Annotated in this window: 27 protein-coding genes and 7 pseudogenes; 10 read left to right on the top strand and 24 right to left on the bottom strand. The window is 58.8% G+C overall.

The window, feature by feature from the left end:
* Positions 1–26: 26 nt before the first annotated feature.
* The 4 genes and pseudogenes from ACP7E0_RS32490 to ACP7E0_RS32475 form a co-directional block, all read right to left on the bottom strand.
* Positions 27–287 (bottom strand): annotated as a pseudogene (locus ACP7E0_RS32490) (AAA family ATPase); the annotation flags it as partial.
* The gene (locus tag ACP7E0_RS32485) at positions 218–466 is read right to left on the bottom strand and encodes a hypothetical protein (protein ID WP_426131184.1); all 249 of its coding nucleotides are present in this window, start codon (positions 464–466) and stop codon (positions 218–220) included. The gene ACP7E0_RS32485 and the pseudogene ACP7E0_RS32490, both read right to left, overlap by 70 nt.
* A complete protein-coding gene (locus ACP7E0_RS32480; RefSeq protein WP_426131182.1) occupies positions 420–629 on the bottom strand; it encodes a hypothetical protein in 210 nt (69 codons plus the stop codon). The genes ACP7E0_RS32485 and ACP7E0_RS32480 overlap by 47 nt, the downstream gene beginning before the upstream one ends.
* Before the next feature lie 201 nt (positions 630–830).
* Positions 831–1,087, bottom strand: a pseudogene (locus ACP7E0_RS32475) (IS6 family transposase); the annotation flags it as partial.
* A 168-nt stretch (positions 1,088–1,255) separates the two neighbouring features.
* On the opposite strand from ACP7E0_RS32475, the gene ACP7E0_RS32470 reads away from it, so the two are divergent.
* Positions 1,256–2,248, top strand: a complete 993-nt coding sequence (locus ACP7E0_RS32470; RefSeq protein ID WP_426131180.1) for a substrate-binding domain-containing protein — start codon at positions 1,256–1,258, stop codon at positions 2,246–2,248.
* 64 nt (positions 2,249–2,312) lie between these two features.
* On the opposite strand, the gene ACP7E0_RS32465 is transcribed toward ACP7E0_RS32470, so the two are convergent.
* The 11 genes and pseudogenes from ACP7E0_RS32465 to ACP7E0_RS32415 form a co-directional block, all read right to left on the bottom strand.
* Positions 2,313–3,578, bottom strand: coding sequence for an ABC transporter substrate-binding protein (locus tag ACP7E0_RS32465; protein ID WP_426131179.1), 1,266 nt, complete (start codon positions 3,576–3,578; stop codon positions 2,313–2,315).
* A 65-nt stretch (positions 3,579–3,643) separates the two neighbouring features.
* Complete coding sequence (locus ACP7E0_RS32460) at positions 3,644–4,477, bottom strand: carbohydrate ABC transporter permease (RefSeq protein WP_426131177.1); 834 nt, start codon at positions 4,475–4,477, stop codon at positions 3,644–3,646.
* Positions 4,474–5,388: a carbohydrate ABC transporter permease gene (locus ACP7E0_RS32455; protein ID WP_426131175.1), complete on the bottom strand. Its 915-nt coding sequence runs from the start codon at positions 5,386–5,388 to the stop codon at positions 4,474–4,476. The genes ACP7E0_RS32460 and ACP7E0_RS32455 overlap by 4 nt, the downstream gene beginning before the upstream one ends.
* Positions 5,381–6,544 carry an ABC transporter ATP-binding protein gene (locus tag ACP7E0_RS32450; protein WP_426131173.1) on the bottom strand — a complete coding sequence of 388 codons (1,164 nt, stop codon included), beginning with the start codon at positions 6,542–6,544 and terminating at the stop codon, positions 5,381–5,383. The genes ACP7E0_RS32455 and ACP7E0_RS32450 overlap by 8 nt, the downstream gene beginning before the upstream one ends.
* Complete coding sequence (locus ACP7E0_RS32445) at positions 6,541–7,377, bottom strand: metallophosphoesterase family protein (protein WP_426131171.1); 837 nt, start codon at positions 7,375–7,377, stop codon at positions 6,541–6,543. The genes ACP7E0_RS32450 and ACP7E0_RS32445 overlap by 4 nt, the downstream gene beginning before the upstream one ends.
* 362 nt (positions 7,378–7,739) lie before the next feature.
* Positions 7,740–8,455, bottom strand: a pseudogene (locus tag ACP7E0_RS32440) (IS6 family transposase).
* Positions 8,452–8,778 carry a hypothetical protein gene (locus tag ACP7E0_RS32435; protein ID WP_426131169.1) on the bottom strand — a complete coding sequence of 109 codons (327 nt, stop codon included), beginning with the start codon at positions 8,776–8,778 and terminating at the stop codon, positions 8,452–8,454. Before ACP7E0_RS32435 ends, ACP7E0_RS32440 begins: the two are co-directional and overlap by 4 nt.
* 486 nt (positions 8,779–9,264) lie before the next feature.
* Positions 9,265–9,435, bottom strand: coding sequence for a hypothetical protein (locus ACP7E0_RS32430; protein ID WP_426131167.1), 171 nt, complete (start codon positions 9,433–9,435; stop codon positions 9,265–9,267).
* A 584-nt stretch (positions 9,436–10,019) separates the two neighbouring features.
* On the bottom strand, positions 10,020–10,244 hold the full coding sequence (locus ACP7E0_RS32425; protein WP_426131165.1) for a tautomerase family protein: 225 nt from the start codon (positions 10,242–10,244) through the stop codon (positions 10,020–10,022).
* Positions 10,245–10,259: 15 nt separating this feature from the next.
* Positions 10,260–10,637, bottom strand: a complete 378-nt coding sequence (locus ACP7E0_RS32420; protein WP_426131163.1) for a nuclear transport factor 2 family protein — start codon at positions 10,635–10,637, stop codon at positions 10,260–10,262.
* Positions 10,634–11,263 (bottom strand): glutathione S-transferase N-terminal domain-containing protein, encoded by a 630-nt coding sequence (locus ACP7E0_RS32415; RefSeq protein WP_426131161.1) that lies wholly within the window; start codon positions 11,261–11,263, stop codon positions 10,634–10,636. Before ACP7E0_RS32415 ends, ACP7E0_RS32420 begins: the two co-directional genes overlap by 4 nt.
* 117 nt (positions 11,264–11,380) lie before the next feature.
* Between ACP7E0_RS32415 and ACP7E0_RS32410 the strand changes: the two genes are divergently transcribed.
* Complete coding sequence (locus ACP7E0_RS32410) at positions 11,381–11,740, top strand: winged helix-turn-helix transcriptional regulator (RefSeq protein WP_426131159.1); 360 nt, start codon at positions 11,381–11,383, stop codon at positions 11,738–11,740.
* Positions 11,741–12,260: 520 nt separating this feature from the next.
* On the opposite strand, the gene ACP7E0_RS32405 is transcribed toward ACP7E0_RS32410, so the two are convergent.
* The 4 genes from ACP7E0_RS32405 to ACP7E0_RS32390 all read right to left on the bottom strand — a co-directional run bounded on the left by ACP7E0_RS32405 (position 12,261) and on the right by ACP7E0_RS32390 (position 13,957).
* Positions 12,261–12,440, bottom strand: coding sequence for a hypothetical protein (locus ACP7E0_RS32405; protein WP_426131157.1), 180 nt, complete (start codon positions 12,438–12,440; stop codon positions 12,261–12,263).
* 78 nt (positions 12,441–12,518) lie between these two features.
* Positions 12,519–12,965, bottom strand: a complete 447-nt coding sequence (locus ACP7E0_RS32400; RefSeq protein WP_426131199.1) for a hypothetical protein — start codon at positions 12,963–12,965, stop codon at positions 12,519–12,521.
* 11 nt (positions 12,966–12,976) lie between these two features.
* Positions 12,977–13,336: a hypothetical protein gene (locus ACP7E0_RS32395; protein ID WP_426131155.1), complete on the bottom strand. Its 360-nt coding sequence runs from the start codon at positions 13,334–13,336 to the stop codon at positions 12,977–12,979.
* 54 nt (positions 13,337–13,390) lie between these two features.
* Entirely contained in the window at positions 13,391–13,957 is a 567-nt protein-coding gene (locus ACP7E0_RS32390) for a hypothetical protein (protein ID WP_426131153.1), read from the bottom strand.
* A gap of 913 nt (positions 13,958–14,870) precedes the next feature.
* On the opposite strand from ACP7E0_RS32390, the gene ACP7E0_RS32385 reads away from it, so the two are divergent.
* Complete coding sequence (locus tag ACP7E0_RS32385; protein WP_426131151.1) at positions 14,871–15,302, top strand: hypothetical protein; 432 nt, start codon at positions 14,871–14,873, stop codon at positions 15,300–15,302.
* A 686-nt stretch (positions 15,303–15,988) separates the two neighbouring features.
* Here the strand turns inward: ACP7E0_RS32385 and ACP7E0_RS32380 are convergent.
* The 3 genes and pseudogenes from ACP7E0_RS32380 to ACP7E0_RS32370 form a co-directional block, all read right to left on the bottom strand.
* Positions 15,989–16,141, bottom strand: coding sequence for a hypothetical protein (locus ACP7E0_RS32380; RefSeq protein ID WP_426131149.1), 153 nt, complete (start codon positions 16,139–16,141; stop codon positions 15,989–15,991).
* Between the two features lie 28 nt (positions 16,142–16,169).
* Positions 16,170–16,586: an SDR family NAD(P)-dependent oxidoreductase gene (locus ACP7E0_RS32375; protein WP_426131147.1), complete on the bottom strand. Its 417-nt coding sequence runs from the start codon at positions 16,584–16,586 to the stop codon at positions 16,170–16,172.
* Positions 16,587–16,933: 347 nt separating this feature from the next.
* Positions 16,934–17,715: pseudogene (locus ACP7E0_RS32370) on the bottom strand (RHE_PE00001 family protein); the annotation flags it as partial.
* Here ACP7E0_RS32370 and ACP7E0_RS32365 point away from each other — a divergent pair.
* Positions 17,709–18,437: pseudogene (locus tag ACP7E0_RS32365) on the top strand (tyrosine-type recombinase/integrase); the annotation flags it as partial. The pseudogenes ACP7E0_RS32370 and ACP7E0_RS32365 overlap by 7 nt on opposite strands.
* A 23-nt stretch (positions 18,438–18,460) precedes the next feature.
* A pseudogene (locus ACP7E0_RS32360) lies at positions 18,461–18,799 on the top strand (DDE-type integrase/transposase/recombinase); the annotation flags it as partial.
* A 379-nt stretch (positions 18,800–19,178) separates the two neighbouring features.
* Here the strand turns inward: ACP7E0_RS32360 and ACP7E0_RS32355 are convergent.
* Positions 19,179–19,760 carry a TetR/AcrR family transcriptional regulator gene (locus ACP7E0_RS32355; RefSeq protein WP_426131146.1) on the bottom strand — a complete coding sequence of 194 codons (582 nt, stop codon included), beginning with the start codon at positions 19,758–19,760 and terminating at the stop codon, positions 19,179–19,181.
* Positions 19,761–19,875: 115 nt separating this feature from the next.
* On the opposite strand from ACP7E0_RS32355, the gene ACP7E0_RS32350 reads away from it, so the two are divergent.
* Positions 19,876–20,256, top strand: coding sequence for an antibiotic biosynthesis monooxygenase family protein (locus tag ACP7E0_RS32350; protein ID WP_426131144.1), 381 nt, complete (start codon positions 19,876–19,878; stop codon positions 20,254–20,256).
* Between the two features lie 58 nt (positions 20,257–20,314).
* Positions 20,315–20,848 (top strand): DUF2867 domain-containing protein, encoded by a 534-nt coding sequence (locus ACP7E0_RS32345; protein ID WP_426131142.1) that lies wholly within the window; start codon positions 20,315–20,317, stop codon positions 20,846–20,848.
* Positions 20,849–21,036: 188 nt separating this feature from the next.
* Here the strand turns inward: ACP7E0_RS32345 and ACP7E0_RS32340 are convergent.
* Positions 21,037–21,141, bottom strand: a pseudogene (locus tag ACP7E0_RS32340) (transglycosylase domain-containing protein); the annotation flags it as partial.
* 89 nt (positions 21,142–21,230) lie between these two features.
* On the opposite strand from ACP7E0_RS32340, the gene ACP7E0_RS32335 reads away from it, so the two are divergent.
* The 3 genes from ACP7E0_RS32335 (at position 21,231) to ACP7E0_RS32325 (ending at position 22,587) form a co-directional block, all read left to right on the top strand.
* Positions 21,231–21,395 (top strand): HD domain-containing protein, encoded by a 165-nt coding sequence (locus ACP7E0_RS32335; protein WP_426131140.1) that lies wholly within the window; start codon positions 21,231–21,233, stop codon positions 21,393–21,395.
* Between the two features lie 28 nt (positions 21,396–21,423).
* Positions 21,424–21,816 carry an HD domain-containing protein gene (locus ACP7E0_RS32330; RefSeq protein ID WP_426131139.1) on the top strand — a complete coding sequence of 131 codons (393 nt, stop codon included), beginning with the start codon at positions 21,424–21,426 and terminating at the stop codon, positions 21,814–21,816.
* A gap of 555 nt (positions 21,817–22,371) precedes the next feature.
* Positions 22,372–22,587: a DUF982 domain-containing protein gene (locus ACP7E0_RS32325; protein WP_426131137.1), complete on the top strand. Its 216-nt coding sequence runs from the start codon at positions 22,372–22,374 to the stop codon at positions 22,585–22,587.
* Positions 22,588–22,836: the final 249 nt, after the last annotated feature.

The raw sequence follows: 22,836 nt of genomic DNA, 5'->3' as shown, positions 1-22,836 counted from the left end.
CATCCGGGCTGTGGGTTGACGAAGACCTATGCGCCGCTATCCTGGAGCTTGTCGACTAGCGCATGCTGTCGATATGGCTCAAGTCCCCGCTCCACCTCGTCGACAATCGTAACCGGGCGGTCGCCTTGCCGTTGCTCGGCGATGGCAAGCGCGGCGAGGCGGCGTGCTCCGGCGCCCCAGCTTGCCAGCGGCAATGGAATGTCGTTGCGGTCTGCCGTCAGACCGACGAGTGAGGCGATCGATGCGCCCTGCCCCCTGTGATCGAAAGGTCCAATCCCCCGGGCAGACTGCGTTGGATGAAGGTCTTGTCCAGATCGGCGAGCGCTTTTTTCGCCGCATCGCCAAGTGCGTCCTTCACTTCCGCTTCGGCCAGCTCGCTGGCGAGACGTGAGCGCAGACCCTTGTCCTTTAGCAGCCGATCAAGCGCCGAGCCTTGGACGAGCCGTAGCTCGGTCGTTACGATCATCGCCGCTCAGACGCACAAGCCCGATCGAGCGTCTGAGTATCACAGGCAGATTGTCGGTGGAGCCATCCGGTTGCCGCACCTCGTAGACGAGTTCCAGGTCTTCGGTGCCCCTGACCTTGCGGCGGTAGACAGGCTCCCCTGAATCGCCATCAAGGGCCGGCACAACAGGGTCCTTACCTTACCATCCCAAGCCCAAGGCCAAACCGGACGCACTTGGGCGGAGATCGCACTGTCAACGGGTAACGCGATGACGGCCTCGATCTCAAATCCACTTTCGACATCGCGACCGAAATAGTCGGTGTCGGACAGTGTTGAAGGATTCACCGCCATCTTGGTCGACCGCGCGCCAAAGCCAATGTTTTCACCCACCGATGGAAATCACGACCTCATCCAGATGCCAGATATCACGATGCGACGGTTTCTTGCGGCGCAATTGCCGGGCGTAGGCGGGGCCGAATTTCCGGCCCCATCGGCGGATGGTTTCATAGGAGACAACAATGCCGCGTTCCAACAGCATCTCCTCGACCAATCGCAAGCTCAGCGGGAACCGAAATAGAGCCAAACTGCCCGGGCGATGATCTGTGGCGGAAAGCGATGGTTCTTATAATTGACGGCCGGCAAAGCTCATCCTGCCCAGTCCACCAACAAACCGTTAAACCGAAATCAACGTGACTGCACCGCGCCGGCACATGTGGGCCATCGGCTCATTGCATAGTCTGTTGGGTTCATCGTAGGTAATGGCTTCGCCGCGCTGTTTTTCTTGGCGGCCTACAACAGTGGACCACTGTCATGACAACCCTTCAGCAGGTTGCTTCTCGTGCTGGCTGTTCGCTTGCAACAGTCTCGCGGGTCCTGAACCGCACCGGCCCGGTCAGCGACGAGATGGTCCGGAAAGTCCGGCGCGCCGCTGCCGAACTTGGCTATCGTCCAGCAGGAGGCCCATCGGGTTCGGCAAAACGCCGGCCGGTTATCGGTGTCCTCATTCCAAGTATCACCAATCCTGTCTTTGCCGCCTCTTTGAGCAGCATCCAGAACCGCATGCTGGTCGCCGGCCACGGCGTCCTGATCGCCCAGTCTGACTATGATCCGGCCCGCGAGGTGGACGCGGTCGCCTCCCTGCTCAACGAACAGCCGACGGGTTTGATCCTCACTGTCTGCGATGCGCATAGCAGCGAGGCTCTTTCAGCCGTTCTGCCGCCGACGGTTCTACTCGGCAATCCGCCCACTGCAAGATTCCCTGCGGCCGTGTGCGCTGACAATCGCCAGGCCGGCCGCGACATCACCGAACATCTTCTGGCTTTCGGCCACCGGCGCATTCTGTTCGTTTCCGGTTATTTTAATGCGTCCGACCGGGCAAAACTGCGCTATGCCGGATATTGCGATGCGATGGACGCTGCGCGCATGACTGTGCTGGAAGCGATGCAGATCCCTTTCGTCGATGGTTTCGAAACGCTCGATCTATCGATGATCCTCTCCCGTTTCGCGCCTTCCGCGATCATCGCTTCCAACGACCTCCTGGCGCTTGGTGTCATCGCAGCCATCAGGCGTCAGGGCCTGTCGGTACCTGGCGATATCTCGGTCGCGGGTTTTGATGGCATTGCAATCGGCAGGTTGACCTATCCGGCACTGACGACGGTGGAAATTCCGGATGCGACGATGGGCGCCGCGGCCGCGTCTCTGCTTCTGGACATGGCCGAAAATGCCGTCGCGCCGCGCCATCTGCAGGTGGCACACCGGTTGCGCCCCGGTGGCACGGTGCGCGACATACGGAATGAGACCTGACCGATCCACGCAACGAAAAACGGCCGCCCAAAAAAGGGCGGCCGTTCGATGGGCTCAGGTCTGGTTAGCTGCGCGGCAACAGCTTTTCCACATCGGCGGCTGCGTCGTCGAGTGCTTCTTGCGGCGTTGCCGATTGCTCGACCACGCGCGACAGGTTCTCGACGATGGTCTGGGTGACCTTGACGCCGTTGCTGCCCGGGAAGGCATACCAGGGCTTCATCAGCGGCATCTGCTCGAGACCGGCGCGAAACAGCGGGTTCTCTTTGTAGAAGGTGCCGAGATAGTCCGGCGAAGCAGCAGCCAGCTCATTGTTCGGAACATAACCGGTGCCGGGAACGACGACCGAGGCGCCATAGGGGCCGGCGGCGAACTTTGCAAACTTCCAGGCGGCTGCCTGCTTGTCCGCGTCCTTGGTCAGGATGACCACGGCATTGCCGCCGGTCGGCAGCTTGCCGTTGACCGGATCAATCAGCGGAATGTGGGCGGTACGGAGATCGAACTTGGTGCCGACATTCTTGATGGTGTTGCGCAGCGCCCCGGTCGTCTGGAAGGCGAAGCCGATCTTGCCGGCCACGAAAGCCTGCTCGCCGGCCTGCTTGGTCAAGACCGGAAGACCGCCTTCCTTGACCATGCGATCCAGCACGTCAACGGCCTTCTGGCCTTCGGGACCATTGAAGGTCACCTTGCTTTCGTCTTCATTGAGCATCGTGCCGCCGGCGCCGAACAGCAGCGCGGAGAACATCCAGTCGTCGCCCTGCCAGCGGAAATCGATGCCCTCATTGCCGTCGCCGAGCGCCTTGATCTTAGCCCCGAGCGCGATCACTTCGTCCCATGTCTTCGGCGGAACGTCCGGATTGCCACCGGCGGCGCGCACGAGATCGGCATTGTAGTACATGATCGGGTTGGATGTGGCGAAGGCGAGGCCGACCTGCTTACCCTCGACCTGGGCGAGTTTCAGGATGTTTTCGGAAAAGCCCTTCGACACCATGTCGCCTTCCTTGGCGACCAGTGGCGTGAGATCGACAGGAATATTGCGCTCGTTCAGCATGCGCAGGCGGTTGAGGCCGATGAAAGTGACATCGGGCATTTCCGCGGTGCCGGCCTGACGCATGATCGTCTGGATGCCCTCTTCATAGGTCGCCGAAGGATTGGCGAACTGGATCTTGATATCCGGATTTTCCTCCATGAACTTCTTCGAGATCGTGTCCATCACGTCCTTGAAAAAGCCGGGCATCGGATAGTGAACAGTCAGCGTCGTTTCGGCATAGGCCGGGATCGTCATGGCCATCGATACCGCGGCGGCGGCGAGGGCCTGCTTGATACGTTTCATCGCGTGGTCTCCTTGAGTTACGGCTGGGAGTTACAGTTGGGAGTTACGGCTTGGGTTGCGACCGGTCAGCCTTTGAGACCGGTCATGGTGATACCCTCGACGAAGCGCTTCTGCGCGAGCAGGAAGGCGATGACGAGGGGAAGGGTGATGATCAAGGTGGCAGCCATCAGCGCGCCGTAGTCGTCGCCGGCCTCGGCCGCACGGAAGAACAGCAGCCCGAGAGGCGGCGTCGCGTAGGACTGGTTGGTGACGACGATCAGCGGCCAGAACAGGTCGTTCCAATGCGCGACCACCGAGAAGATGGCAAAGGCTGTGACGGCCGGCCAGGCATTGGGCACGATCACGCGTGCCACGATGCCCGCCTCCGACATGCCATCGAGGCGGGCGGCGTGGATGAGGTCGTCCGGCATGGCGCGGAAGAACTGCAGGAACAGGAAAATGCCGAACACCGAGATCGAGAACGGCGCCACAAGTGCCGTATAGCTGTTGAGCAGCGACAGCTTGTCGAAGGCGACATAGAGAGGCAGCGCGGTCGCATGGATCGGTACCAGCAGGCCGAGCATCACCAGAGCCATCATGAACCGCGCCGCGCCGAATTTCAGCTTGGCCATCGCATAGGCGCAGGGCACCGCAACCACCACCTGCAGCACCAGGATCAGTCCGCAGACGATCACCCCGTTGAGCAGCAGGTTCTGCATCGACACCCGCGTCAGGGCCTTGGTGAAATTGGCGATATAGGCGAAGTGCTGCGGGATCAGCGACAACGAGGCGGAAAAGATTTCGCTCTGGTCCTTGCCGGCCGTCGAGACCATGAAAATATAGGGCGCGAGGAACATCAGGGCGCCAAGCGAAAGCAGCGAGAGCCGCAAAAGCCGTCCGAGGGTCAGCGTCTGGGTCATGTGTAATGCACCTGCCGGTCGAGGAAGCGATACTGGAGGACCATCAGGACCACGAGGATGGCGAGAAATACGACCGTCATTGCCGAGGCGTAGCCAACCCGGAGGAAAACGAAGCCTTCCTGATAGATGGTGAACAGCAGCATTTCCGATGCCTTGTTCGGTCCGCCTTCGGTCAGGGTTTTGACCGTTTCAAACACCTTGACCGAGTTGATGACGCTGATGGTGGTGACGAAAAGCGTGGTCGGCCCGAGCATCGGCCAGGTGACGAGACGGAAGCGGTCGATGGAAGATTTTACGCCGTCGACCTCGGCCGCCGAATAGAGTTCGCGCGGAATGGCGGTGAGACCGGCCAGAAACAGCACCATGTTGAAGCCGACCGACTGCCAAACGCCGATGATTGAAAGGCCGTAGATCACCGTGCTCGAGGCCCCGAGCCAGTTCGGACCGGAAATGCCGAACAGTGCGAGAAAGGTGTTGAGCGGGCCGATGCTCGGGTGGAACAGGTATTGCCAGACCGTCGCCATGGCGACGAGCAGCGAGGCAACGGGCAGAAAATAGACCGTGCGAAAAAAGTCACGGCCGCGCGGCTCGGATTCGATCAGCAACGCAATGCCAAGACCAAGAACGATCGACACCGGCGTGACGATCGCCGTGTAGACGGTGGTGTTCCACAACGACCGGCGAAAGGTTCGGTCTCTGATCAGTTCGGCGTAGTTCTCGAAGCCGACGAAACGGAAGCTGCCGTAGCCGAGTTCGAAATCGGTAAAGCCAAGCACGATCACGGCGATGGTGGGAAACACGATGAACAGCACCATGAGCAGAATGGCGGGCGAGGCGAGCAGCCAGGCCGTCCGCGCTTCGCGCCGGCCTGCCGTTTCGACGGCGGAGAAAGGCAGCGCGATATCAGCCACGGGCGGTCTCCCGCAGAACGGCGGAAACCGGTGCTGCCGGCAGGCGGCGGCCATCCTCGGCAAACAGCATGACATGCGCTGGATCCATGTCGAGGCCGATCGCCTGGCCGGCAACAAGTCCGCGCGCTTCGCCGGGTGTGACCTTGGCAAGCATTGTCTCACCGATGGCTGCCAGCTTGGCAAACACGATGACTTCGGATCCCAGAAACTCCAGTCGTTCGACCCGGCCGGCCAGTGCGCCTTGCCCCTCGGCGCGGAGCCGCACGAATTCCGGTCGAACGCCAAGTGTGACGCTTGTTTCGCCAAGAGCTTCCGGCAAAGACGTAAGACGCAACGCGCCGAACTGAACGATGCCATGCGCATCTCTCTTGCCGGGCAGCAGGTTGATGCGCGGCTGGCCGATGAAGCGGGCGACCTCGATATGGCTCGGATTGTCGTAGATCGTTTGCGGTGCTGCCAGTTGCAGCAGATTGCCGCCGATCATCACCGCCACCCGGTCGGCCATCGACAGGGCCTCGGACTGGTCATGCGTCACATACAGCGTCGGTACGCCCGCACGCCGGTGCAGGTCGACGATCTCGCCACGGGCGTGCACGCGCAGGTTGGCGTCGAGATTGGACAGCGGCTCGTCCATCAGGAACACGCTCGGATTGCGCACCATGGCGCGGGCGAGAGCAACCCGCTGGCGCTGGCCGCCCGACATCTGTCCGGGCTTGCGGTCGAGCAGATGGTCGATCTTCAGCGATACGGCCATGGCCTGGACCTGTCGCTGGATATCGGCGCAGATCTGGCGCTGGCCGGGCAGCAGCGCGCCGATGAACTGCAGCCGCTGCATGCCAGTCAGCTTGCGCATGGCCAGAGGCACCGCGATATTCTGGCCGGCTGTCAGATGCGGATAAAGCGCATAGGATTGAAACACCATGGCGATGTTGCGATCGGCGGCGGTCAGTTGAGACATCTCGCGGTCGCCGATGCGGATTTCGCCGCTGTCGGCATGATCGAGGCCAGCGACGATGCGCAGCAGCGTGCTCTTGCCGCAGCCGGACGGGCCGACCAGCGCGATGAACTCGCCGGCTTCGGCTTCCAGCGATACGCCTTTCAGGATAGCGTTGCCGGCAAAAGATTTTCTGATATCGCGCAGTGAGAAAACGCTCATTGCGCCGCCTCCGGCACCTGTTTGGTGGCAGCGCGGGGATAGACCTCGTGGATTACCTCGTCGATGAAATAGGGCGTCAACTCTGGCAGCGTGACGATCTCGCTCGATACATCCTCACCGAACGTATGGATGACGGCGCCGACCACCCGCTCGCCGGGCATTTCCCGCTCCATCTTGTCGATGATGAACGCCGATGACGGCCCCCAGACGAGCGAGGTCTTCTCGAACAAGCCTTTCCAGGCCCAATGCAGATGACCAGTGGCGAAAAGCGCCACATCATGCGCTGCAAGCAGATCGTAGAGACGCTGGCGCGGGGCGGGGCGGATGCTCCAGTACCCGGTATCGCCTTCTTGCTCGTCATCGACGAACAGCGGCTTGTGGGTGAAGATCGCAACGCGCCGGCCGTCACGGGCCGCCAATACCTCCTCCAACCAGGAGAACTGGGTCGCTTCCTCGGCATCGCCGTGGCCGAATAACAGGCTGTTCAGCCCGATCAGCCGCCAATTGTCGTGGTCCGATACGCAGTAGTCCGGTCCGGCCAGGCGGCGCCAGCGCTCCAGCCGGACGGCATCCACAGGCTGGTCGGAACCCGGCAGATGGCCGACATCATGGTTTCCCGGAACGATCAGCACCGGCATAGGAAGCTGGCGCATCAGCTCCATCGAGAAGGCGATGTCGTCTTCTTGATCGGCGCCGTCGACTGTGAGATCGCCGGTATGAACGACGAGATCCGCACCCGTCCCCCTGATCCAAGCCGCAAGCGGTTCCCAATTACCGTTGAAATGCGGCTTGCTGGGGCTGAGATGGGTATCGGTGATCTGGATGACTTTCATGGTGCGTGCTCCGCATCGGCTTGCAAGGGCGCCGGAAAAATCCGAACGCTTTTGGAGGCTCCTTAAAGGTCGCACATGTCAGTGGATTAACGGGGGTTTTCAGCCAGTTTTCAGCTTTGTCGCATAAGTGTCAGAATGGGCGACAGAGAACTTTGCTGGCAGAGCGATTTTCCCAAAACGGTCTGTTCCCACAGACACGCTACCGTCGGACGCAACGTGAACATGCATTGGTGAGACTGAGAGCCGCTGACGAGTATTTTCCAAAACGACGGCACTTTTGCCGGCGTCGATGTTGCCAAGTCCCTTCAAGGGCACCGTAAAGTTAACGGACACCGTTCAAGAATGTTTGGCCCGGCTTTCGCTTATGCGGTTTGCAGGCGTGCGATCTCGTTCCACATCTGCATGGCTTCGGTTCTCAATTCGCGGTGTGGTCTGATGAGATCTCGTGGCGTGGAATGTTAAAAAGGTTGACGACAGGGTCATGAATTGAAACGAAACGCTGGAGATGTCGGGCTGACTTGAAGCCCTTCATGATCCGTTCTCGCCGCCGGGTCGGTTGATGGGAATTCTCCGCCCGGTTGTTCAGGCCTTTGTGCGAGCGATGCTCGACGCCGGGCATGATATCGCGCTTTGCCGCGCCATAGGATCGCAGCTTGTCGGTGATCATGACGCGCGGCAAGCGGCCTTGTCCTTTCAAAAGCTTTCGCATCAAACGCTTTGCGGCCTTGGTATTGCGGCGGCTTTGCACCAGTGCGTCGAGAGCAAAACCGTCCTGATCGACGGCGCGCCAAAGCCAGTGTTTCTTGCCGCCAATGGAGCTGACAACCTCATCGAGGTACCATTTGTCACCAAGCCGACCGGCGGATCGCCTCCGGATATCATTGGCGAAATGCCTACCGAATTTATCCACCCAGAGACGCACGGTCTGGTGCGAAACGATGATCCCACGCGCCGCCAGAAGATCTTCGACCATGCGCAGGCTGAGCGGAAAACGAAGATAGAGCCACACGGCGTGGGCAATCACGTCTGCAGGAAATCGATGGCGGCGATAAAGGCGATCACGAATGACTTGGGTCATGCTGAAGGATCGCACAGGTCGATCACTGGCAGGTTAACTTTACGGTGCCAGCGCGACAGCTCGAACCATTCGAGATCGCTGATCAGGCATATCGAGTGGCGGACGCATTCAGCCGTTTCTACACGGATTGCCCAGTCTTGAAAGCTGCCGAGCCCGCAGCACGGCGTGTCACCTGCAGGCTGGTGGCAAGGGTCATTGGAAAGTGTCTCGATCTTCTTGGAATGGCAACGGTGCAGCAAATGCAAGCCGGTTGATTTGGCGGCATTTGGCGCATTGCAGCCAAGCAGGAGGTACCAAGCTTCGATGCGCCGACGCGACCCCAACCATCCCCGCTAGTCGACTAGCGCGCTCATACTCTGTTTGCTACCGTATATCTGTGCTCTTTTAATGTTCAGGGGCCACGTTGCAGAACAGCCCGCGGACCCCACGCCAGCTCGTGACATGGAAAACTACCGCATCGTTCGCGGGGCCGGCAAGGCAATCGTCGACAACGTGCTCCGCCCATTTTTGGCGGGTTCGCAAACCACCAAGGTCTAGACGGCCTGATGCACGTCCTTGGGAGGGTACTAAGGATGCATTCGCATCGCCGCCTTTAACGTAGCTGGCGGTCCGCGAGGCGGTGAGGCGTCGCGAAACTGAATACGACCAGAGGCAGCCAATCTTTAATCTGCTTGAGTGGATCATGGCGAGATGGAAAAATGGATCAAACTGGCAGGAGGATTGTCAGAAGCGTCCTGATACGGGCGCGCCTTCGCGATCGCTCCCGGCTTCGTGAGCAAGTTCCCGTCTCGCATGGTTGCCACAAGCAGTCATTGATCAGAAGCCTTAAAGGCCTCGGCTAAACGAAGCGCCCGTAGATGCTCTGTCTTAGAGCGGCGCTCGAGTTCTTCCGCGCGGATCATCTTGACGGCGACGTCGGTGAGGAGGTCAATATCCGCCTTTACATAGGGACCACGTTTATCAGGTGTCTGAACCGGCATTGAGGTCATCCCGCGAATTGTAGATTCTCCGTATGCAACGGGAGTTGGACCGTTTCGTCAAGGCGATGAGCTGCTAGCTCGTTTCCTGTTGAGGCAATTCAATGCGCAGCCCGCTATTGTCGTCAAACAGGTGTATGCAGTTCAAGAGTGGCCGGAGACGCACGACGTCCCCAGACTGCAGACGAACCCGCTCTCGAAAAACACAGTTAGTTCGGTTTTTCCCACGCGCGCAAGTACGTAGCTTTCAGAACCCGTCCGCTCGACCACCGTAAGTGGCCCTAGCACGACTGACGTCTCACTGCTGCTGTTGCGTGGGTTTTGCGATGAAATAGCAATGGCTGCCGAACGCTTCGGGAGAGACATTGACTTCACGGTTGCCGAGGGTCAGTCCGACTACAAGTCCGGTGAGGAGATGGGCTGAAGACTGCTTTCGGTTCCGGTGGAAATACGGCCAACGAGCCGCCAATCGTCTTCACCATCCCGCCCTTCGGTCCGGAAAACGCGGATTGGTGTTGTTGAGTGAATGCTCCAGGTTGATTTGCCCGCCAGCGAGAGGTTCTCGCTGGCGGGCCTTCGAAACTTTGTTAATCGACTTTCTTAAGGGGCGGCTCAAGCCTTTTGCGATAGTCGGCGACGGGAAGGCCGCCGACGCCCCAGTCTTCCACGGCCACCTCATCGATGACAACAAACGTCGTGGCGGGGCTCTTGTTCAGGATGCGCACAAGCAGGTTAGTAACTCCGGCGATGAGTTCTGCCTTCTGTTCCTTCGTCGCACCTTCTTTTGTTATCTTGATGTTCACGTATGGCATTTCTCTTGCCTCCTTTTATTGCTGCTTCTCGATAATATTAAAGACCTTGGCGATGATCTGCCATTTGCCCTCGACATGAACGAGGGTCAAAAAGTCGACGAAATCCCGCGATCCAATCGAACAACGCACGCGCGCAAGTGCTATCGTGTCGCTGGCAATATCGATCGCTTCGATGTGATCGCGGCGAGCCTCGTTCCGAGACGCCCCAGATTTCCGCGCTGCGACGATCGGAAAATATTCCGCCATCGTGCGATGAAGAAACGGCGTCTCATCAGTCGTTGCGTAGACGGCCGCCGGGTGAAAGATGCTTTCGAGCCTTCCGACATCGCAGTGGTAGAGCCCGTCGAAATACATGCGAAGCGCCGCGGTGATATCTTCAATGGTCGCTCTCATTGTGCGGCCTCTTCCTGAAGCAGCCCCTCAGCAACAAGGGCCGCGCGAACTGTCGGACGTGCCGCGATACGAGCGATATAGTCGGCAACTGTCGGCCACCGGGCCAAGCTAAAGCTGATAAACCCAGCCCAATTGAGAACGACAAATAGATAGGCATCCGCGATGGTGAAAGCTTCCCCCACGATGAAGCGTCGGCCATCGGACAATCCACGCTCGACGTCGTCGATACGGCGCGCAAGGATGATTTCTGCACGTGACCGTTCGCCTTCGTCAATACTCCGCCCGCTGAACCAAGGAGCAAACGCTTTATGCAATTCCGACGAGATAAAGTTGAGCCACTCCTGCAGACGAATACGCTCGAACGTCCCAGCAGCCGCGGCGAGCCCTGCTTGCGGTTGAAGATCGGCGAGATATTGAAGGATCGCCGGGTTTTCTGTCACGATGACACCAGGTTCGATCTCCAAAGCGGGTACATACCCTTTCGGATTAATCGCGCGGTAGTCACGCCCATCGATCGTCGTGCCTCTCTCTGTGATAACCTCTATGCTCTCAAAAGGTATCTCTAGTTCGGTGAGAATGATGCGGGCAGACAGCGAACAGGCGCCCGGCTTGAAATAAAGCTGCATTGATAAACCTCGGTTGGTTGAAGACGCTTCCAGCCTATGGACCGAAGTTACGATTGCCAACTTGGTTTCTTTGAGTTACTCAACATTCGAGTTTCTCCGCGGTAACCGAAAGTTCAGATGAGCCTAAAGATCCGAAAAAACCGAAGCGTGGCGCCGCGCGAACCTTGTATCCTGACTGAGTGCTTAACGATCATCGCAGGCGCCTGGGCTCCGAATGTGATCTGGCATCTGCGCGCAGGGCCGCGCCGCTTCAGCGAATTGCGTCTCGATATCCCGCCCGTATCCGCCAAAGTCCTTTCGCAGCGTTTAAAAGAACTGGAAGCGCGTGGCGTCATAAGCCGCACAATTCAGCCAACGACGCCGCCATCAGTGGAGTATGCGTTGACGGCACTCGGTGAAGATCTCATTCCGGCACTCAGTGCGATCGTAGACGTGGGGCACAAGTTGAAAATGGGCGAAAACGCCCGTAGCGACTAAGCCGTTTTATAATCGCAGGAAAAATAGCGCTCGATTAACGCGCTTTATCGTTTCCGAGTAATGCAGCGTCATGAGAAGGGCCTGTTAAAGGGCGCATGTATCGAAGCGCGGTCGGCAACCTTTGCACCTACGGCGGCTGCTAATGACTCTCCGGAATGCCAATGGGTGCAGCCGATGCCAAGGCTGGGCGAGACCAGCGAGACAATGCAAAGGTATCGTCTTCCTGGGCTTCTAAAGTGCGCTATCGATATCGAGGACCCTGGCAGCCTGTGTCTTATGGTGGGCCAATGCTGTTCGGCTCACGTTGGACCAATTCGTGCATGATGTCTCGTAGCCCGGATTAGCTGACCGCCCTTGTAGCTTCCTGGACGGTGAACCACTTCTATTTCGGGATAGGACATTGCAACCGAATATGTCTCCAGAAGATGCACGCTCACGTGGAAACGCCGGTCGCTGCAGTCTTTGGTGTAAGTGAGCTTCCGAATGCGGTCTCCGAGACGGTGCCACGTACGCCCGCCTCCTAGAACGCCTCACGTTCGGCGGCAGCATGAGAGATCTCGTTTGTTCGACGTAACCCTTGGGCAATCCCCACCGACCATTCATAACTGCCGACGAGGGTGCCCCCGCTCACTTGAAATCCCAGCTCATCTACCATGTCGGTTACCGACATGCGGATCAAAGCATCGTCCTCGACCAGCACGGCTACTGTTTCCGGGTTCGAGCCGAGGGTTGTCGGCCCAGCGCTGTTGCCGAGCCGATGCTCGACCCCGATGTCCGTTCATTGTTCCGGAAGAATAACGCTGTTTTTGGTTGTGCTCTTGACTGGTTTTTGGCCGGGCACATGCGACATCGTCCGGGTGTTGCTCTCCAACTCATCACCCTTAACGCGCGTCTTCGTCTGCGATTTGCTGAACGTACCTTGGTCCATTGCCTGCGCCTTCGATTGCGCCTTCAGCTGCTGATCGTTGTCGATGACCTTTGTACGACTTTTCGCCTTGCCATCTGCGGAAGCGGCGCTTCCCGCCGAACCGATGGATGAGGTTGCGCCGTCATCAGTCAGACAAGTCCCGGCGGTGCCGAGGGTGCTTGCCGATGTACCTCCCGCAGCCGCACTTCCCCCGGAGCCGACCGTGCCTGCTGCATTGCAGTCTTCCGCGTACGACGGCGACGCCGTCAGCATAAAGACGAGCGCGACGCCCGCCGATCTAGCGATTAGATTACCCATTGCAAAATTCCTCACTTCGATGGTTTTTCGACGTAGCAGGTACCGTCGGAGTTTCGGGTAACGATCGATCCGTCCGGACGGGTAATGCTCGAGGTGGAAAAGGATTGCGTGGTGCCATCGCCAGATGATGCACTGGCGCTCGATGTCGAAGACCCCGTTGCCGAATTGGTCGTGGTTGTCTTTCCCCCGATTGTAGTCGAAGAACTGACTTTACCGCCTCCGGCCGTCACGGTTGTGTTGTTCTCCCTGTCTGAAGAACTGCCGCTTTCGATGATGGTGCAGGTCGCGCCGTCATCCAGCTTTATAGTCTCAGCTAGGGCTTCACCGCACGAGAATAGGGTCAATGCCGCTATCAAGATGTTCGCGTTCATGTCATGTCTCCAAGAAGGGGCCGGCCGCAGAAGCAGCCGGCTGTTATTGAGTCCTCAGCACGAGCCGTTGTTCTTCTTGGCTTTGCCAGGAGGGCACTTCTTGTTGGAGGTGTCATCCTGTGCAGCACCCGCCGCACTTCCTGCGGTGCCAACTGAGCTGCTGGCCTTGCCATCACCTACTGACGTGCCGCCCGTTCCAAGCGTGGAAGCGGCACCTGAACCCTCGCTCGAGCCTGCAGCAGAACCCGCAGTACCGACGGAGCTGCTAGCCTTGCCGTCACCCACCGACGTACCGCCTGTTCCAAGCGTAGAGGCTGCACCCGATCCATCACCCGAGCCTGCTGCCGATCCCGCCGTGCCGACCGAACTACTCGCCTTGCCATCGCCTACAGAAGTGCCACCTGTGGCGAGCGTCGATGCAGAGCCATTGCAAGTGGTGCTGCCTGCAGGGCACTCGGTGCCGCCGGCTGAGGAGCCGGCGGTACCGACTGTACTGTTCGCGGCGCCATCTCCGACACTGGTTCCACCAGTGCCTACGGTACTGCTCGACTGCGCATACGCACCCATTGTTGAGGTGGCGAGAAGTGCCGCCGCAAATGCAAATGATGTAAGGTGTTTCATCTCTATCTCCTTGGTTTTTCTGAATGCTTTGACGTGCAGTTTGCCGTCCAAGCTGCGGATCAAACGTGAGGAAATGGGCCTTGTTCCTGCGCTAGGACCTTTGCTGCAACAGCCAAACTTCAGTCCAGTGTTGCCATTGAACTAAGGTCTTGCACCGGGATGAAAAGTCATCTTCGGTGAAGTTTCGGGCATCTCGCGATAGCATCGCCTGGCGGGGGGTGGTGAATTCGCTGTTACGACAATTGACTCAGTGACGTTCATCCCCCTGCCCTGCGGCTGGCGCTCAAATCCAGATCGCCCTGCAGAGAGTGTTTGAGCTGTGTGAGTGCACCGTCGACATAGGAGCAGCGCACGATCAACGCGAGCGCCAAGTCTTAGAAAGCCAATTGAGTTTCTTTCATCCGCAACGTCACCATCACCCCGCTTCTGGTCCAGTTGTAAGCGATGGAACCGTCGAGGTGACCAGTGACGGTCCGCTGGAGAAGCTTGCTTCCGTATCCTTCCGGCGCCTTTGATGGTTCAAGGGTCACCCTGCTCGGTCCAGACAATCTCCACCTCGTCCTCACACTGGTGCCCGTTATATCGAGCAATCCGGCCTCGTCAGACAGAATTCGTCGCCAGTTCATGGATGACAAGCAAGGCTGGTCGTGGTCTTCTCGCCCAGTCCCATACGAGGAACCGCAACGCGGATCCACCCGGCAAAAGCGCCAACGTCATCGTAGGGTGCCAGAACTACAGCGAACAAATCTCCAACCTGCCGAAGGCATACGGGAACAAATTAGGCTCTCCTAAAGTTCTCGCAAAGGAAGGGAGGAACGCGGAAAATCGACAGTATATATTGGATTGCATATCTGCACCGCCGGCTGCTCGTGGAGCGGAAGGCCAATTGCATTCATCGTCAATGGAGGGCGAAATGAAGCATCACGAAACTGATCAACTACAACGTCTTGCCAAGATCAATCACCACTATCCGCAACAAATCTTGTCGCGCGAGGACCGCATCCAGCGCTGGGTTGAACTCCTTGAGCGGGAGCCGCACCGACTTCTGTCGACACTGCGCGAAACCGAGTTTCAGCCGGCATCGCTGCGTGCTTCCATGCGAAGCGACAACACGGCGATCACGGTGGGCTTCAACGATCCCGTTTTGCGGGCAGCCGGGCTGGAAAACGACACCTACGGAGCAGCAAAGCGGTTTTTCCAAATGTCCGACGGGCAGTTGCACCACATCGTCTGCGACTGCCATTTCGGTACAACAGTAAGCGCAGAACGAACTGCCCGCTATATTCGCGCGAAGCATATCAAGCGAGCAGGAATTTGGGGCCGTTTTCTTAGTATGTTCGCTTAATAAATCGTCCGAGAGCCGGCGTCGGCGCGGTGATTGGCGCCGACGCAGGGGCCGCGCTTGAGCCGCCGGCGGAAACGGTCGTGTCGTCGGTGAGCCGCTTGCACGCGAAAACGTGTCCATGCCGGTCTCCGAGGATCCTCGCCACGTTCACCCGATAGTCAACGTTCAGCGTGTCATCGGCGAAGACCTACACCGTCGTGCAAATTATCCGGTAGAGGCGTAAAGGAGCGAAGAACGCGGGATGCTCAGCCTTAACGCATGAGCATAATAGCTCCACGCGAGCCCGCCACCAACTAGGTAGCGGGCTCAAAATCGCCCCGGAAATACAGATCGTTGAAAAGGGCCACGATATGGAATTTCAAAAAATACTTTCGTGATGAACGCCGTTCCGGTTTCGGCCAAGGTAACAGCGTGATAAATTTAGGTGGCGCTTAAATAAAGATCCAGTCACTTTTCTGGGACGTGTGAAAACCGCCGTGATACTCACTGCGATAATGCCAAATGAGATTGAGGACGGCGTGATCAAAGCGAATGTGGCTTTGCTCGATGGCGCCAAGCTCAGGCGCGCCCGAGGTGGACTCCTCAAGCGGATCCACTCTATCGAGGGATTCAAAGGTACTCGCAGCTACATCGCCTTGTCGCCCCACCTGGAACGGGGACGGTGCCACGTTCCAAGTGAGTGAGGCCTAAAGTCCGACCAGGGTGTTTCCATCAGGTTCCAAGAAGCTGCCCGTCTCTTCCGGCGTCATGGTGCCGTATCCGGTCAGGTTCGTCTTGACGAAGCCGGGACGGAATTGACGACAATACCCGTGCTGCGCAACCAACTGGATGGTCAGCATGTTCAGCGCTGCTTTCGATGCGTTGTAGCTAATGAACCGCTGCGAATAGTAGGTTGAGGTGGGATCGCCATTCAGCGTGCGAACTGGACAGGTTGACGATCCGGCAGCGGGAGCCTCCTTCAACAAGGGCACCATCGCCTGCGTGTCGCAGAGAGCCGATGAAGTTGATGTCCATCACGCGGCGGACGGCCTCGATCGAGGCGCTGCTGGGCGGAGCATCGGCAACATCAAACATCCCGGCATTGTTGACGAGGATGTCGAGCTTCCCGTGTTCCGATCGTGGCTGCGGCGGCTTCAACACTCGCGAGGTCATCGGGTCGAGCCGAACGGATTGTGCGATCAGGTGCTGCGATGCCAGATCGTCGACGGCGGCACGCCCGCGCTCGTCGCCCCACGCGCCGATGATGACATGGACGCCGGCCTCGGCGAGCTGGAAGCAGCTCAATCCGGCCCCTATTACTCTCGACTTATCCAGAATACAGTGGTTGAACATCGAGCGATCTGTGATGCGATTAGCTCGGGGAGTGCAGAACTGGCGCGCGATATATTTAGTAATCCTTGTCATAAATTGGATCCGGCTATTGGAGCAGATTGAAATCCTCGCTCGTCAGTTCCGGGACGCGATCGAGCGCACCCGAGCAGCGAGCTTCCCATCTATGCAAGCCTTCCCAGCCGGCGCGTGCGGCGATGCGACTCTATTTAACCTCGGGATCAGCTGATGACACGTGGTGACGAGATACTCGCTACTTTCGCAAAAGCGCAAGCCGACCTCGAATACCTTCGCTACGAACATTACACGATCCCCCACGCCCGAAACCTCCCCCTCCCCGTCATCTCCCGAAGGCCGAGTTCCAAAACGATCCGCCGCGCCGCCTGCGGCGTGACGTCTCGCGTCTTCGCCACCATCCCGGCCGACACCAATGGTTTTGCCATCACCAGCTCGACCAGTTCCGGCAGTTTTGAAGACGTCCGGCGTCCGCCCAGCTTTCGCACAAACATCGTGCGCGCCAACGCCAGCCGGTCATGCTCTTTCAGACCGAGCTCGGCGGCCGCGATCAGGCCGTGAGCGATGGCGAGCAGCCGGGTTTCTCGGTCCCGATGCCGACGCGCCGATCGACCGGAATGGTTTTCAGGCCGAGATTGATGGCGGCGAGATGCGCGCCGGTGGTGATACCGGCCTGGCGCAGGATCGATGCCGCCAACAACCGGCCGAGCCAGGGGGCGTGCTGAAGAACGGAAAGCTCGTTTCAGGCATCGAGGCCGACGACCGCCTGCAGCACTGCTGGCAAAGCTTCGGCCTGGCGCAGTACGGCGCGCCATTCGTCGAGCCGTTCGTCCTCGTCCCAGTCGAGATCATAGATCAGCGGATCGGCCGGAGCCCGGCCGGGCTTTCTGGCATGTTCGATCGCCGCCTCCGACCGCGCGAGCAGCGCATCGATGGCGGCATAGTCGACGCCGGGGAGATCTTCGATGTCGTCGACATCTTCCCCCTCCCCTTCCGGATTGATCGGGGCCGCAGGCTTAATAACGCCGGCCGGCTCCACCGTCCCAGTGCCAACCGGATTAATGGTCGACGCTGACCAAATGGCGAGGCCTCGAGGGAGCCTTCGCCTCCCCTGCCCTCAAATCAGCTATTCGGCTGGCGATCCAAGCCGCGCCAAGACAACGTCTTCGCAAGAGCGCCAAGGCGGTCACCAGTGACGTGCTGGCAAAACTGCTGGCGACCTGCGCCAGCGACTGCCTGCGCGATCTGCGGGACCGGGCGATGCTGATGGTCGCCTTTGCCTCCGGTGGCCGCCGGCGCAGCGAGATCGCCGGTTTGCGTGTAGAGCAGTTGAGCCTGGAGACGCCAATCGAGACGCCGGACGGACCTCCCCTCCCGTCTCTCGCCATTCATCTCGGCCGCACGAAAACCGCCTCCGGCGAACAGGACGACATCGTCTATCTCACCGGCCGTCCGGTGGAGGCGCTCAATGCCTGGATGGCGGCGGCAAAGATCGACAGCGGAAGCGTGTTTCGGGGGATTGGGCGATGGGGGACTGTTTCGAAGCGGGAGATCGATCCGCAGTCGGTCAATGCCATCCTCAAGCAGCGAGCGGAGATGGCTGGGTTGGAGGCAGCGGAGTTTTCCGCGCACGGGCTGCGGTCAGGATATCTCACCGAGGCCGCCAATCGTCGCGTCCCCCTGCCAGAAGCTATGGAGAAGCAGTCCCGACATAGATCGGTCCAGCAGGCCTCCAGCTATTACAACAACCCATCCAGGCGAACAGGACGGGCCGCACGGCTTCTACCGTAGCCGTCGCTTATCTTCATGAAGGGTATCGGCCTGTCGAAAATTTCGGCAAAACCCTTGATTTTATGCTGTCTGAGCACCGCGATGAGGCTGCACCCAGCGCCTTCTTCGCCCACACGATCGAGAACAATGGCACTGGCCTGAAAAGGTCGTCATCAACAAGAGTGGGGCGAACCTGGCAGGATTGCAAAACATCAACTAACTGCTGCTGTTGAAGGGATGGTACTGGCTGATCGATATCCAGCAGGTCAAATACCTCAACAACATGACTGAGCAAGACCGCCGATTTATAGAGAAGCTGCCCCGTCCGATGAAAGGCTTCAAATTTTCAGTCTGCGTCAGCGACCCTGGATGGCATCGAAGTGGTGGCTGATGGCATTCCGGCAATTCGCTTCACTCGCTGCACAGGTGTGTCCAGCGATAGTGGCTTCTGCGACCCTTTCGAAAGTTTGCGAGATAACCGGGATTTCCACCCGTCCCCTTTCGACCCGTCACCGGCCGCCGGACACGCCCTTCGGCGGCGCACGTGGCCGCATCCCGGGGTTTTGGCCACGCGGCCAAGATTCCCCGATCTCACTTGACGCGTCTCAGGCCTTCTGGATGTCGCCGACGACTTGCCACCGAGACAGTCGATCATACCGGCGGCAGACTTCAGCGGCGTCAGGAACCTCGAATGCGCTATCCAGACTGCCCGGCCGCCGTGTCATGTCACCGGACTGCGACCGTCTGGTTGCAGAGTTCAGATCAGGGCGGCCATCCTGAACGGACGGGTACGGCGGCGATAACGCGTTCCAGCAGATCGAGCAGGGCCGCGTCGTCCGCAAGCTCGGTGGCATAGCGGCGGGCGTCGTAGAGGCCGATCAACGCGAGGTAGAGCGCTTTGCCGAGGCGCAGGGCGGTGGGCGAATCGTAGCCGAGCGCCGCCAGTTCGTGAGCGAGGAAGGCGGTGCGCGCTTGTTCGACGCGGACGAAGCGGACGGCGACGGCTGGGTCCTGAGCCGCCCAGCTGCGCACGGCATGGGCGACGTCCACGCCGCGCGTTTTGGCCTCCAGCGCCTCCCGGGTGACATGGCGCAGGCGCTCGGCCGGATCGGTGATGGCAGCCACATGTTCGATGACGTCGGCCGTGCTCTCGCGCTCCCAAAGCTCCAGCATGGCGGCCAACAGCGCCGGCCGGTTGGCAAAATGCCAATAGAACGACCCCTTGGAGGTGCCGAGCCGCTTGGCCAGACGCTCGACCCGCACGGCATCGATGCCGCCTTCGGCCAGTGCGGTTATGCCGGCGACGGTCCAATCGAGCGGGGTGAGGCTGGTTCTGTCGGACATGGAGAAATCCCCGGACAGCGGCATGACGCCACATCCATACGCCACCGTATGGACTCGATGCAAGTTATACGCAACATACGGTACCGTATGGCTTGGCGATAAGGCAATCAATGAAATGCGTGAGGACATACGAACACTCGACACGACACCCTTGCCACGCAGCGGTGGCATCTTTCAAAAGGAATGCGACATGTTTGCAAGAGTGATGCACCTCCAGGCTAAGCTGGAGAATTTGGATGAGATAACCGCATTGTACCGCGGTTTCGTTGAGCCCCACTTGCAAACGCAACACGGTTTCATCAACTCGTTGCTGCTCACTGATCCCTGTACGGGAAGGGGGATGTCCATCACGCTCTGGGACAGCGAGGCCGATCAATTGTCGAGCGACAACGATGGCCACTTCCTACTGGCACTCGGCAAGGTGGCTCCCTTGTTGGAAGCTCCGCCAAAGAAGGAAGACTTTATCGCTGAAGCACCAACCGCGTTCAGGGCGTAACGTCATCGCTACGTGTGGAAACCAATAAATAAACCCCTTTGGAAAAGGAAATAACACCATGAACCTCCCCCGGAACATGACCTCGACCAAAGCGCGCGCTGTGCCCATGCCCAGCAACAGCGTGCTAGCGCCGCTGTACGCGCACGCGGACCTGTTGGACGCCTTTGCAATTCAACTGCCGGCGGAGGCGAGCGATGATCTGGAGGTGCTGGCACGCACCGCGTTCGAGCGGCAGGCGTGGTGGATTCGTGGGCTCACGCGTGTCCGCGATGTAGTGATGGCGACAGTCGGCGTCAAATCGTCTCGCGCGGTCGGTCTTGTCGGAGCGGCGCGTGGGTCGGTGATCGGCTACTTACCGCTGCTGTCAAAGAGCGCGACGGAGTTGGTCTTGGGCGCGGATGACCGGCATCTCGACTTTCGCGTCACCATCCAAATTCGCGCCGATGCAGCAAATGGTCGCGAGCTGCTCGCGGGCACGGTGGTGCATTGCCATAACAGACTGGGACGTATCTATCTTACGACGATTGCGCCGTTTCATCGCGTGATTATGCTGGCGAACTTGGAACGGGCAGTAAGAGAAATGAGGACTTGAGCATGCGTTGGCAATACGACGGGAGGAAACATGACTGAGCGCGAGGCTGATCTCCATGGTTGCTGGTGGCCGATCTCTTTCAATACGGAGCTTCAGGATTCAAACGAGCACACTCAACCTTGGGGTGCCCATCCGAACGGGTACCTTTCTTCACCTCCGATGGGCGAATGATGGTATTGGACGTTTCAGACAAATGCGCGGGATATCCACTTCAGATCAATGCCATAATGATCCAAGAAACGCCGATCCTCGATCGAGAGGACCGCGTCTTCGAGAGTTTGGGACACCAGTCCCAGAGAGTGACGAGCTGGCATTTCGCCGGGCACATTGGCAAGCTTCTGTCGGCGGTGTATAGACGCCCCCTGTTGACGGGGTGCGTTTTATGCAGGCACTGAAAACAGAGATCATTCACAAACAGCTTGCGTTTTTGGCCGAGCTGGACCGATTAAAGTCAATTGTTCGCCAATCTCCATTAATCAATCGCTCGCGGCGGGAAAACTCAGCCGAACACTCATGGCACTTGGCGTTGTTCGCTTTGATTCTATGAGCACGCTGAAGACGTTGATCCGCTGCACGTGGTAAAGCTCCTGCTCTTACACGATGTCGTTGAAATCGATGCGGGAGATGCGCCCATACATAATTCGGGCATCGATAGGGCGACCATGGCAAAACAGGAATATGCGGCCGCCGAACGCATTTTTGGTCTCTTGCCGAGAGACCAAGCTGAGGAAATGCTTACCCTTTGGCTTGAATTCGAGGAAGGGCAAACGCCCAACGCCCGCTTTGCCAAAGCACTCGACCGTCTTCAACCGCTACTTCTTAACACCCTCACCGACGGTGGCACATGGGCTGAAAACGGCGTCTCGGAGCAACAAGTCCTGGAGCGTTATGGGCCAATCATTGAGGGCGGCTCGCCCGTCCTATGGCAGGAAGCAATGACGTTAGTACATAAGCAATTCCAGCGATAGACGCTGCCCCATCTCGCCGGAAAAATTGCTAGAAGCTTCAACAATTTCTCCTCCGTTGTTCTTGAAGCCTAGCAGATTGTGTTTAAGCGCGGAACTTTGACCCCTTTCGGCGCCGAAGGCTGACCCCGGCGGACCATGCTAAGACTCAGAAAAGACTAGCGACTTTTGCGTTCGGCCGGGTCAACCTTCGACGCCTAGGGTGGGGTCAAAGCGGACGCCGAAACACACTCAGCCGGAACCGACCCCTATTTGTCGCAATAGGCCCTCGTATGCCGAGGATCAGGAGTGTTTCGCTCATGGCATTTCCAAAATGAAGGGCTGCGAGTCGCGGCCCAATAAACCTCGGTGTGGATTATGCGGAATTATGTAGCAAACGCCACCGACATCCACGACCTCAGTAAGATAAGGGATACCGAAGGGTAGACCTCCCGCATCTCGTATTCCTCTTCGTACCTTCTTCCGCCAGTCTCGTGTGACGCCGAGCCAAACCATGCTTGAAGCAACTGGCCAAAGGAGTGTTTTATTAACACAACGATTTGGGATGCAAACGTCGAGGTGAAGAAAGAGTGCGAGGATCATTTTGACGTCGTTCGAAATCCGCGCGAGGCTCTCGCCTACCTGTTGTCGCAATGGCCAGAAGGCAAAGGAGCCAGCCATGCTGATGCCCGGCGCGCGTGCTTGGGAGCTCTGGCGGGAACAAACACGAACGCCGAAGCCCGCGCTGCATTTGAATTCGCTGCGCGTGAAGCTGGCATTCTCCGGCAGATCTGACGGCGGACCTCTTGTCCGCGTGTGTGACTGCCCTGTCTGCTCACTGCGATTTCTCCGCTAACGTGCCGCTTAATTTAGCGCACGATTAGAGAAAGTGTTTTGGGGGCCGCTCGGTGGGCAGACATCGGGCGATCGTGGTCGAGTAGCTATGCCATTCGGCTTCGCCCTCACAGATCCGGGCGGGCGGATTTCCCGCACCCGGCTCTTCCCGAGAGTAACCCGCATCATCTCCTGGCCTGCGCCCAAGTT

Origin of the sequence: Pararhizobium sp. PWRC1-1, from assembly GCF_049897905.1 — a bacterium.
GTDB lineage: Bacteria > Pseudomonadota > Alphaproteobacteria > Rhizobiales > Rhizobiaceae > Pararhizobium.
Note: the sequence above shows the minus strand (reverse complement) of the source record. Positions and strands in the feature narration are given on the sequence as shown.

Coding starts and splice junctions, on each gene's coding strand:
- ACP7E0_RS32420 (WP_426131163.1), bottom strand. CDS start 10,637: ATGAGAGCGACCATTGAAGATATCACCGCGGCGCTTCGCATGTATTTC.
- ACP7E0_RS32350 (WP_426131144.1), top strand. CDS start 19,876: ATGCGTGAGGACATACGAACACTCGACACGACACCCTTGCCACGCAGC.
- ACP7E0_RS32450 (WP_426131173.1), bottom strand. CDS start 6,544: ATGAGCGTTTTCTCACTGCGCGATATCAGAAAATCTTTTGCCGGCAAC.
- ACP7E0_RS32355 (WP_426131146.1), bottom strand. CDS start 19,760: ATGTCCGACAGAACCAGCCTCACCCCGCTCGATTGGACCGTCGCCGGC.
- ACP7E0_RS32400 (WP_426131199.1), bottom strand. CDS start 12,965: ATGGGTAATCTAATCGCTAGATCGGCGGGCGTCGCGCTCGTCTTTATG.
- ACP7E0_RS32470 (WP_426131180.1), top strand. CDS start 1,256: ATGACAACCCTTCAGCAGGTTGCTTCTCGTGCTGGCTGTTCGCTTGCA.
- ACP7E0_RS32385 (WP_426131151.1), top strand. CDS start 14,871: ATGAAGCATCACGAAACTGATCAACTACAACGTCTTGCCAAGATCAAT.
- ACP7E0_RS32460 (WP_426131177.1), bottom strand. CDS start 4,477: ATGACCCAGACGCTGACCCTCGGACGGCTTTTGCGGCTCTCGCTGCTT.
- ACP7E0_RS32335 (WP_426131140.1), top strand. CDS start 21,231: ATGCAGGCACTGAAAACAGAGATCATTCACAAACAGCTTGCGTTTTTG.
- ACP7E0_RS32445 (WP_426131171.1), bottom strand. CDS start 7,377: ATGAAAGTCATCCAGATCACCGATACCCATCTCAGCCCCAGCAAGCCG.
- ACP7E0_RS32390 (WP_426131153.1), bottom strand. CDS start 13,957: ATGAAACACCTTACATCATTTGCATTTGCGGCGGCACTTCTCGCCACC.
- ACP7E0_RS32410 (WP_426131159.1), top strand. CDS start 11,381: ATGAGCCTAAAGATCCGAAAAAACCGAAGCGTGGCGCCGCGCGAACCT.
- ACP7E0_RS32425 (WP_426131165.1), bottom strand. CDS start 10,244: ATGCCATACGTGAACATCAAGATAACAAAAGAAGGTGCGACGAAGGAA.
- ACP7E0_RS32465 (WP_426131179.1), bottom strand. CDS start 3,578: ATGAAACGTATCAAGCAGGCCCTCGCCGCCGCCGCGGTATCGATGGCC.
- ACP7E0_RS32430 (WP_426131167.1), bottom strand. CDS start 9,435: ATGCCGGTTCAGACACCTGATAAACGTGGTCCCTATGTAAAGGCGGAT.
- ACP7E0_RS32395 (WP_426131155.1), bottom strand. CDS start 13,336: ATGAACGCGAACATCTTGATAGCGGCATTGACCCTATTCTCGTGCGGT.
- ACP7E0_RS32345 (WP_426131142.1), top strand. CDS start 20,315: ATGAACCTCCCCCGGAACATGACCTCGACCAAAGCGCGCGCTGTGCCC.
- ACP7E0_RS32485 (WP_426131184.1), bottom strand. CDS start 466: ATGATCGTAACGACCGAGCTACGGCTCGTCCAAGGCTCGGCGCTTGAT.
- ACP7E0_RS32380 (WP_426131149.1), bottom strand. CDS start 16,141: ATGCTGACCATCCAGTTGGTTGCGCAGCACGGGTATTGTCGTCAATTC.
- ACP7E0_RS32415 (WP_426131161.1), bottom strand. CDS start 11,263: ATGCAGCTTTATTTCAAGCCGGGCGCCTGTTCGCTGTCTGCCCGCATC.